The organism is Paractinoplanes durhamensis (assembly GCF_016862175.1).
In the GTDB taxonomy this organism is placed as follows: Bacteria; Actinomycetota; Actinomycetes; order Mycobacteriales; family Micromonosporaceae; genus Actinoplanes; species Actinoplanes durhamensis.
In genome coordinates this window covers 35,630-43,625 of sequence record NZ_BOML01000090.1, presented here as the reverse complement: position 1 = coordinate 43,625, position 7,996 = coordinate 35,630, and the positions used below count along the sequence as shown (strand labels likewise).

General features: G+C 69.3%; 8 protein-coding genes. 5 read left to right on the top strand and 3 right to left on the bottom strand.

All coding sequences use genetic code 11. The annotated features are described in order from the left end of the window. The first annotated feature begins 559 nt into the window (after positions 1-559). Positions 560-700, top strand: a complete 141-nt coding sequence (locus tag Adu01nite_RS45695; RefSeq protein ID WP_203735675.1) for a hypothetical protein — start codon at positions 560-562, stop codon at positions 698-700. A 7-nt stretch (positions 701-707) separates the two neighbouring features. Here the strand turns inward: Adu01nite_RS45695 and Adu01nite_RS45690 are convergent, their stop codons facing one another. From Adu01nite_RS45690 to Adu01nite_RS45680, 3 genes are read right to left on the bottom strand one after another with little or no spacing between them, the layout of a single operon-like run. Further along, positions 708-2,138 carry a GGDEF domain-containing protein gene (locus Adu01nite_RS45690; protein ID WP_203735674.1) on the bottom strand — a complete coding sequence of 477 codons (1,431 nt, stop codon included), beginning with the start codon at positions 2,136-2,138 and terminating at the stop codon, positions 708-710. Between the two features lie 30 nt (positions 2,139-2,168). Then, positions 2,169-2,735, bottom strand: coding sequence for a carboxymuconolactone decarboxylase family protein (locus Adu01nite_RS45685; protein WP_203735673.1), 567 nt, complete (start codon positions 2,733-2,735; stop codon positions 2,169-2,171). Further along, positions 2,732-3,538, bottom strand: coding sequence for an IclR family transcriptional regulator (locus tag Adu01nite_RS45680; RefSeq protein WP_239133206.1), 807 nt, complete (start codon positions 3,536-3,538; stop codon positions 2,732-2,734). The genes Adu01nite_RS45685 and Adu01nite_RS45680 overlap by 4 nt, the downstream gene beginning before the upstream one ends. Positions 3,539-3,696: 158 nt before the next feature. On the opposite strand from Adu01nite_RS45680, the gene Adu01nite_RS45675 reads away from it, so the two are divergent. The 4 genes from Adu01nite_RS45675 (at position 3,697) to Adu01nite_RS45660 (ending at position 7,989) form a co-directional block, all read left to right on the top strand. Then, complete coding sequence (locus Adu01nite_RS45675; protein ID WP_203735671.1) at positions 3,697-4,956, top strand: amidohydrolase family protein; 1,260 nt, start codon at positions 3,697-3,699, stop codon at positions 4,954-4,956. Then, the gene (locus tag Adu01nite_RS45670) at positions 4,953-5,714 is read left to right on the top strand and encodes an alpha/beta hydrolase (RefSeq protein WP_203735670.1); all 762 of its coding nucleotides are present in this window, start codon (positions 4,953-4,955) and stop codon (positions 5,712-5,714) included. The genes Adu01nite_RS45675 and Adu01nite_RS45670 overlap by 4 nt, the downstream gene beginning before the upstream one ends. Before the next feature lie 113 nt (positions 5,715-5,827). Further along, the gene (locus Adu01nite_RS45665) at positions 5,828-6,472 is read left to right on the top strand and encodes a hypothetical protein (protein WP_239133205.1); all 645 of its coding nucleotides are present in this window, start codon (positions 5,828-5,830) and stop codon (positions 6,470-6,472) included. Further along, the gene (locus tag Adu01nite_RS45660; RefSeq protein WP_203735669.1) at positions 6,469-7,989 is read left to right on the top strand and encodes a glycosyltransferase family 2 protein; all 1,521 of its coding nucleotides are present in this window, start codon (positions 6,469-6,471) and stop codon (positions 7,987-7,989) included. The genes Adu01nite_RS45665 and Adu01nite_RS45660 overlap by 4 nt, the downstream gene beginning before the upstream one ends. Positions 7,990-7,996: the final 7 nt, after the last annotated feature.

Here is a 7,996-nt window from a genome sequence, read left to right as displayed (position 1 = left end):
TGGCCCGGCTTCGGCCCGCTGGCGAGAGCCCGTTTTCCTGGATTTCGGCCGCTGGCCGCTGGGGCGAGGCCCCGACTTCCGCGAAGTCGGTGGGCCCGGCTCCGGCTCCGGTCGATCTTTGAGCAACCGGCTGACCTGGGCGGCGTTCGGTCGAAGCCATGTGAACAGTTACCGAATCCACGACCAGGCGCCAACGATGCGGGCTGCCGGAGGGCTTCGACGTCGGCTTGAGCGTCACCGAGGGCCCTGATCTCTGGGTGAGCAGAGCGGGGCGTCTGGCGCGCATGCGTGCGCTGCGTAAGCAGAGCAAGGGGGCGGCTGGTGGGGGCTGGCAAAATGCTGACGTGGACGACGCGTTGACGGTGCTGCGGCGGGAGTTCGAGGCGTCGGAGGGCAGCTTTCTTCTGGGCCTCCGGGGTAGCGGCCTCGTGTGGGAACGGGCGGCGTTCAGCCGGTTGGAGCGGGCGATGCGCGTGGTCTGCAAGCAGTACGAAGATTGTGACGACGTGCCGCGCTGGATGGCGGAGGGGTTCTACTACGTCGCACACTTCGTCGCCGAGTGGACCAGCCACCCGAACTTCCCCCGGCCGGAGCGGCGCAGTATTACGAGGAATGCCTGGAGCGGCTGCGCGACCTGGCGGACTGGTTCTTCCACGGGTGGCACTCCTACCTGGAGCCGCACGTGTGGCGTGACCTTTAGCCACTCGTCAGGCGGCTACGGACAGACTCAGGGCGCCGATCGTCTTGGCCTTCTTGGCCTCGTACATGGCCAGGTCGGCTCTGGTCAGGATGCCGTCGGTGGTGTCGTCGGGGTGGGCGTGGGCGATCCCGACGCTGACGCCGATGCGGACCTCGGTGCCGGCCGCGGTCAGGGGGTGGGCGGCCAGGGTGCGGATGCGGTCGGCGATCACGTCGACGGCCTGGTCGCCTCGGGTGATGATGACGAACTCGTCGCCGCCGAAGCGGCTCACCAGGTCGCCGTCGCGCAGGTCGCGGCGCAGGTGGTCGGCCACCGCGACCAATAGGTCGTCGCCGGCGGCGTGGCCGAGGCGGTCGTTGACCGGCTTGAAGCCGTCCAGGTCGCAGAACAGCACGGCCAGGCCGGTCGGGTCGGACGCCAGGGCCTCGGTCAGGTGGTCGACGCAGGCCGCGCGGTTGGGCAGGCCGGTCAGCGGGTCGGAGGTGGCCATCCGGTGCAGGGCTCGCTCGGCGCGGCGGCGGGCGCTGGACAGGCGGGCGATCCGGATCATGACCAGGGGGATCAGGGCGGCGGACGAGATGGCGATCAGGACGCCGTCGGTGGGCAGGCCGAAGATGACCCGGCCGCCGCCGACCAGTGGGCTCAGCGCCATCATCGTGCCGAGGAAGGCCAGCCGGCCGGTGCTGAGGTTGTCGACCGGGGCTTCGCCGGGCCTGGTCACCGCGGCGACCGACGGGTGCAGGGCGGCGCAGCCGAGGGCGGCGTACGCGGCCAGGTAGGTGATGTTGGTCCAGTCGGCGCGGGCGCCGGTGGCCGGGTCGACGGCCAGCGCGCCGGCCACGTTGCCGAACAGGGCGATGCCGACCGCCAGGGTCAGCAGCCGGACCGAGGCGAGCGCGTCCGAACCGGCGAACGAGATGCGCAGCAGGGCGCCGAGCGTGCCCGCCATGACCAGCACGTTGACGAAGACGGCCGCCTCGCGGCCGGTGGTCGCGCCCTGGTCGCTGAGGGCCGGGAGCAGCAGCGTGTCCCAGAGGATGCCGGTCAGCGCCAGCGCGCTGATGACCGAGTCGATGATGCCGCCGATGTCGCGCTTGCCGCGCTGGACGACCACGATCAGGGCCGAGCCGAGGACGAGGACGCTGCCGCCGGTGAGGAAGAACTCGGCGGCGCTGCCGTCGCCGGTGGTCCGGCCGTCGGCGAGTACCAGCCACAGCCACATGACGTTGCCGATGTTGTAGAGCGTCATCGAGGCGAGCAGCAGCCACCAGGCTTGCCGCGCCCCGGCCGGCGCGCGGCGCAGGGCCACCGCGATCGCGGGCATCGCACCCAGCGTGACCAGCAGGAAGATCCACGAGCGGTTCATCTCGGCCGGTAGCAGGCCGTACAGGACCACGAGCACGGCGTTCGTGGCGGCGTACAGGCTCAGCAGGGGCACGGCCGGTCCATCGGCCGTGCCGGGCGCGACTTAAGGAGCGGCCACCCGGAACACCCGCAGCTGCAGGGCGAGGGTCGCGTAGTAGCCGACCAGCGTGGTCAGCTCGAACAGCACCGGCAGGCCGAGCCCGTCCTCGGCCGCGGCGTACTCGTCGTCGGTCAGATCGTGGCGAGCAGCCAGGGCCGTGGTGGTGGCGAGGACCAGGCGCTCGCGCGGGTCGGGGAAGACCGACTCGTCGCCGGTGCGGAGCGCGGCCAGCTCGGCGTCGGTCATGCCGGCCGACCGGCCGACGGCTTCATGGGCGTACGTCTCGAAGGCGCTCGCCCAGGCCCGCGCGACCGTGAGGATGGCGATCTCGCGGCAGCGCAGGTCGAGGGTCGAGCCGTAGCGGACCGCGCTGCCGAGGGCCTGCAGGGCCGACCCGACCGACGGCTGCAGCAGCATCGCGTTGAACGGGCCTTCCAGCCCACCGTCCGCGTTGAGCAGCGGAAACGGCGAGCCACCGGCGGCCCGGGGCCCGCCGGCGATCGCGTCGTAGAGCTCCCGCTGGCCGGCGGAGAGGTCGGCGGGCGAAAACGGGGTCAGGGGGCGGTTCATCCGGTGTACCCCAGGAGGGCGGAGATGTCCCGGCAGGCTTCGGCGACCACCGGCTTGAGCTCGCGCACGATGCGCTGGCTGGACCAGTCGCGCGACTGCACGGCCAGGTTGGCGCCGGCCACGACGGAGCCGTCGCGGCCGTAGACCGGGGCGGCGACGGATCTCAGCCCGTACGCCAATTCCTCGTCCTGCATGGCCCATCCGTCGTTTCTGATCTTGGTGAGCTCGCCGTGCAGCTCGTCCAGGGAGAGCTTGGCGTTCGGGCCGTGGTTGAGCGTGAACGACGCGTCGGTGACCTGCTCGGTCAGGTCGGCGGGGGAGAGGAACGACAGCAGCAGTTTGCCGATCGACGTGTGCACGGCCGGCAGCGTCGAGCCCACCTGGATGTTCGCGGTGACCAGGTCGGAGTTGCGCAGCCGCACCAGGTAGAGCACCTTGTCGCCGGTCAGGACGGCCAGGTTGACCGTCTCGCCGGTCTCGGTGGCGAGCCGCTGCAGCCGGGGGGTGGCCGCGGTGACCAGGTCGAGGCTGCGCAGCGCCGCCCCGCCGAGGGTGAGCACCCGCACGGCCGGGCGGTAGTCGCCGTTGGGCAGGTGGTCCAGGTAGCCCTCGGCGGTCAGCGTCATCACCACCCGGTAGACGGTGGGCAGCGGCATGCCGACCGCGGGCGCGATGTCGCTGACCCGCCACGTCGGCCGCTGCTCGGTGAAGAGCGACAGGATGCGCAGGCCCTTCGCCAAGGCCTCGACCCGGTATTCGGGCTTCCCGGCCACGGCGGGCTTGGTGGGTACTGAGCGAGTCACGCCATGGAAGCTACTTTCGCAGAGCGAGAAATACAAGTTTGCTGAAAGCTCGGTTGTGACCATTGACACCGCAGGTGGTGAGCGGAAACACTCGGGTAACAACTGATGGAAAGCCACTCTCGCAGAGTGAAAGCAAGGCCAAAGAAGGGGCTCAGCCGATGGCACGCACGGTCTTCACCAACGGGTTGGTCTTCGACGGCACCGGCAGCGCCCCCACCCCGGGCGAGGTCGTCGTCGAGGGCGACCGGGTCGTCGAGGTGCGGGCCGGCTGGCGCGACGAGCACGGTGGTGACCAAGTTGTCGATGCCCAGGGCGGCACGGTTATGCCGGGCATGGTGGAGTCGCACAGCCATCTCACCTTCCCGTCGGCCGTCGGGCATATCGACCCTTCGTTCAACCCTCCCCTGGACGTTTCGTTCTTTCACCACATCGAGGGCCTGCCGAGCGAGCTCGCCCGGGCCGAGCGCAACGCCGCGATCCTGCTCGACCACGGCTTCACCTCGGCCTACTCGGCCGGCTCGATCCTGCCGATGCCCGTCGAGGTCATCCTCCGGGACAAGATCAAGGCCGGTGCGGTGCCCGGTCCGCGGATGCGGGCGGCGAGCATGGAGCGCGACAACCACCCGGTCCGGCCGGACGGGCACACCGAGCCCGACTGGCAGGGCCCGGAGGCGTGCGCGCGGTGGGTGCGCGAGCAGGCGGCGCAGGGGTACGACAGTGTGAAGTTCCTGCTCAGCAACGACGACGTGTTCGTGCCGGGCGGCTCCCAGATCACCCAATACACGCTGGAAGAGGCGATGGCGGCCGGCGCGCAGGCCCGCGAGTCGGGCGTCTGGCTCAACTGCCACGCGCAGTCCGCCGAGTCGGTCAAGCTCGCGGTCAAGGCCGGCTTCCGGAGCATCTACCACTGCACGTACGCCGACGAGGAAGCTCTCGACCTGCTCGAATCGGTCAAGGACACGGTGTTCGTCTCGCCCGCCCCCGGCATCATCTACGCGAACGTGTACGAGGGCGAGGAATACGGCATCACCCGCGAGGTCGCCGAGAAGATGGGCTCGGTCGCCGCGCTCGACGGCATGCGGGCCGTCTACCCGGAGATCCGGCGCCGGGGCATCCGCGCGCTGCCCGGCGGTGACTACGGCTTCCCCAACAACCCGATCGGCCGCAACGCCCGCGACCTCGAACTCTTCGTCAAGGAGCTCGGTTACACGGCGCTCGAGGCGCTCAACGCGGCCACCGAGCTCGGCGGGCAACTGCTCGACCTCGGCGACATCGGCCTGCTCAAGCCCGGCTGGGTCGCCGACGTGCTGGTCGTCGAGGGCAACCCGGCCGAGGACGTGACGATCCTGCAGGACAAGGACAACCTCAAGGTCATCATGCAGGCGGGCCGGCTGCACAAGGCGCCGGCCGTCGCATGAGGGCTTTCAAGGGCCTGAATCAAGACACGATTGATCTGTACGTTCCGGACGGCGCCACCACCCTCTGCGTCTACCTGCATGGTGGTGGCTGGCGGCTCGGCGACCGCACGCAAGGGCCCGGGGCCGCGGCCAAATGGCAGCCGAGCTTCTTCGAGACGGTGGCCGGTCTGGGCATCGCGATCGCGAGTGTCAGCTACCGGAAGAGCTTCGAGGCCGTCTATCCGGCGCAGTCGGAAGATGTGGCCGGAGCATTGCGGTTCCTGTCGGCCGCTCGTACGTCGTACGGAATAGAAAGCGAACGGACCGTGACGTGGGGTGTTTCCGCAGGTGGGCACCTGGCTGCTCTGGCGGCCCTGGCCGCCGGTAATCGCATCGCCGCGTCGGTGTGCTGGTACCCGCCGACCGATTTCGACGCCCTGTCGACGGATATCGAGGAGGCCGGCGGCACCGGTGACCGCAGCGCCGGCTCGCGTGAGGGGCAGCTGATCGGCGCCGGGATCGACGAACGGCCCGACCTGGCCGCCGCCGCCTCGCCGGTGCATCATGTCCGGGCCGGGGCGCCGCCGTTCCTGTTCCTGCACGGCACCGCCGACCTGGCCGTTCCGCCGCGGCAGAGCTCGCGGCTCGCTGAGGCGTTGCGCGCGGCCGGCACTTCGGCGACGGTCGAGTTGATTCCCGGCGCCACGCACATGTTCCCGGAGCTCGACGACGAGGCGACCTTGGCCCTCGTCCGGCGGTCGGTCGACTTCTTGAGGTAGTCGGCCGGTTGCGGCTCGGTGGCAATTGCTACCGAAGGAAGGCTCAACTAGGCGGCTTCGGCGCCGACGGTGGTGATCGACACCCGGCCCCGACCCCCAGGGACTAGCCGAATATGAGTACCCGCCTTCCCCGAAGCGTGGCCGCCGCCCTGACTGCCGCCATGCTGTGCGGCAGCCTGAGCGGCTGCAGCAGTCTCAAGGAGTTGACGAGCAGCAGCAAACCGCTGGTCGGCGCCAAGCCTTCCAGCAGCCCCAGCGCTTCGCCGTCGCCGACCGCGGCGGCCACGATTCAGGCGGTCGCGACCAAGGTGGCGACCCGCCCGAGCGGGCCGCTGGACACCGGCTCGGTCGTCCACAAGCTGAAGCAGGGCACCTTCACGGTCCAGATCACCTACTGGACCACGGACAACGCCAAGCTCTACACCGCTGAGACGGTCAAGAACCTGAACGTCGCCGTGCACATCGAGGACACCGACAGCACCCATCGGGTCAACGTCTCGACGTTCCAGGTGACCCAGGACGACGGCACCAAACGCGCGATCGTCACCACCGACAGCGGCAAGTTCGAAGTCACCCCGCCCTACCCCTACAACACCGTGGTGACGGTGCCGGCAGCGACGGCGGGAGCATCGGCGCTCACGCTGACTTTCCGGCTGGATCTCCTCGTGGAGACCGCCCCGAAGTCGAACAGCTACTACCGATCGACCGCCCTCGACACCCTGACCTTGCCGCTGCTCACGGATGGTGCCAACGAATGACCGAGTCAAGCCCCGGCCTGCGCCGGGCCACCGACCGCCAGATCCTGTTGCCGCGCAGCGCCAAGGCCGGAACGCTGGCGCTGCCGCCGGCCCCGGAGCCGCAGCTGCACGCCCTGGAAGCGGTCGAATCGGTGGCCGGCGAGATCGCCGCCAGCGCGTCCTCCGCCACCCCGCGGCACGCCACGATCAGCTGCATCATTCCCTGCTACAACGAGCAGGACACGATCGGCGACGTGCTGAAGAGCCTGCTGGCCCAGACCCGGCTGCCGGACATCATCCACGTCATCATCAACAACACCGATGACGACACCCCCGAGATCGCCCGCAGCTTCCAGGGCGTGCACACCCGCACGGTGAAGGGCGAGGACTTCGTCACCACCGTCCAGGTGCACGACATGGGCGTCAACCCGGACAAGAAGGTCGGCGCGCTCAACTACGGCTACTTCCTGTCCCGCGGCTACGACTTCATCCTCGGCGTCGACGGCGACACCACCCTCGCCCGCGACACCGTCGAACGCCTCGAGCTGGAGATGACCGACGACCCGCGGATCGGCGGGCTCAGCGCCATCTACAGCATCGACAAGAACCGGATCAAGGGCGCGATGGCCCGCTTCCTGATCTCCGGCCAGCGGGCCCAGTTCGCCGCGTTCAACATGGACAACCTGCTCCGCGGCCGCAACATGGCGGTGCTCGGCGGCCAGTGCAGCCTGTTCAACATGCGCGCCCTGGAAACCGTGATGATCCGGCACCACCAGCAGGCGCCGTGGGTCCGCGACAGCGAGGTCGAGGACAGCAAGCTGTCGCTGCAGATCAAGGACGCCGGCTACAGCACCAAGATCAGTGCCTCGGCCCGCGCCTACGTCGGCCCGATGACGAACCTGCGCGCCCTGCACGGCCAGCAGGTCAAGTGGAACTTCGGCGCCATCGACCTGTTCTGGCCCGGCCAGCGCGGCGACAACAAGGGCCAGCCGATGCACCCCAACCTGCGGCTGCGCTGGTACGAGAACATCTCGATGCTGTTCAACATCGGCTCCCGGCTCGGCTTCCTGCTGCTGCTGGTGGCGGCCCTGTCGATCAAGGCGTTCGTGTTCAACCCGATCTGGCTCATCCCGCCGGTCATCGCCATGCTCCTGAACTTCCGCCTCGCCATGGCGATGAAGGACAAGAGCGCTTCCGACCTTCTGTACGCGGCGTTGATCCTCCCCGCCGAGATGTACATGTGGATCCGGATGGGCCACTTCCTCTCCGCCTGGACCCAGTTCCTCGCCAAGTCGGACCAGGACAACTGGGCCGCCCAGGCAAACGCCGAGAAGGGCAAGGGCTCCGCGTACGTCATGCCGCTGGTGGTGCTCCTCGCCGTGGTCGGCGGCGCGATCTTCGCCTGGACCCAGCAGAGCGTGGGTGTCCAGTCGGCGATCCTGTCGCTGGGCTGGCCGATTCTCTACATCGCCACCATCGCGCAGAGTGTGTTCATGCTGCGCAAGCTGGTCCGCCGGCACCGGGGTTTCGCGGTCTGAGTTGGTT

Bases quoted from the DNA above. Each gene is read 5' to 3' on its own strand.
- Adu01nite_RS45685 (WP_203735673.1), bottom strand. From the start codon at position 2,735: ATGAACCGCCCCCTGACCCCGTTTTCGCCCGCCGACCTCTCCGCCGGC.
- Adu01nite_RS45670 (WP_203735670.1), top strand. From the start codon at position 4,953: ATGAGGGCTTTCAAGGGCCTGAATCAAGACACGATTGATCTGTACGTT.
- Adu01nite_RS45665 (WP_239133205.1), top strand. From the start codon at position 5,828: ATGAGTACCCGCCTTCCCCGAAGCGTGGCCGCCGCCCTGACTGCCGCC.
- Adu01nite_RS45660 (WP_203735669.1), top strand. From the start codon at position 6,469: ATGACCGAGTCAAGCCCCGGCCTGCGCCGGGCCACCGACCGCCAGATC.
- Adu01nite_RS45675 (WP_203735671.1), top strand. From the start codon at position 3,697: ATGGCACGCACGGTCTTCACCAACGGGTTGGTCTTCGACGGCACCGGC.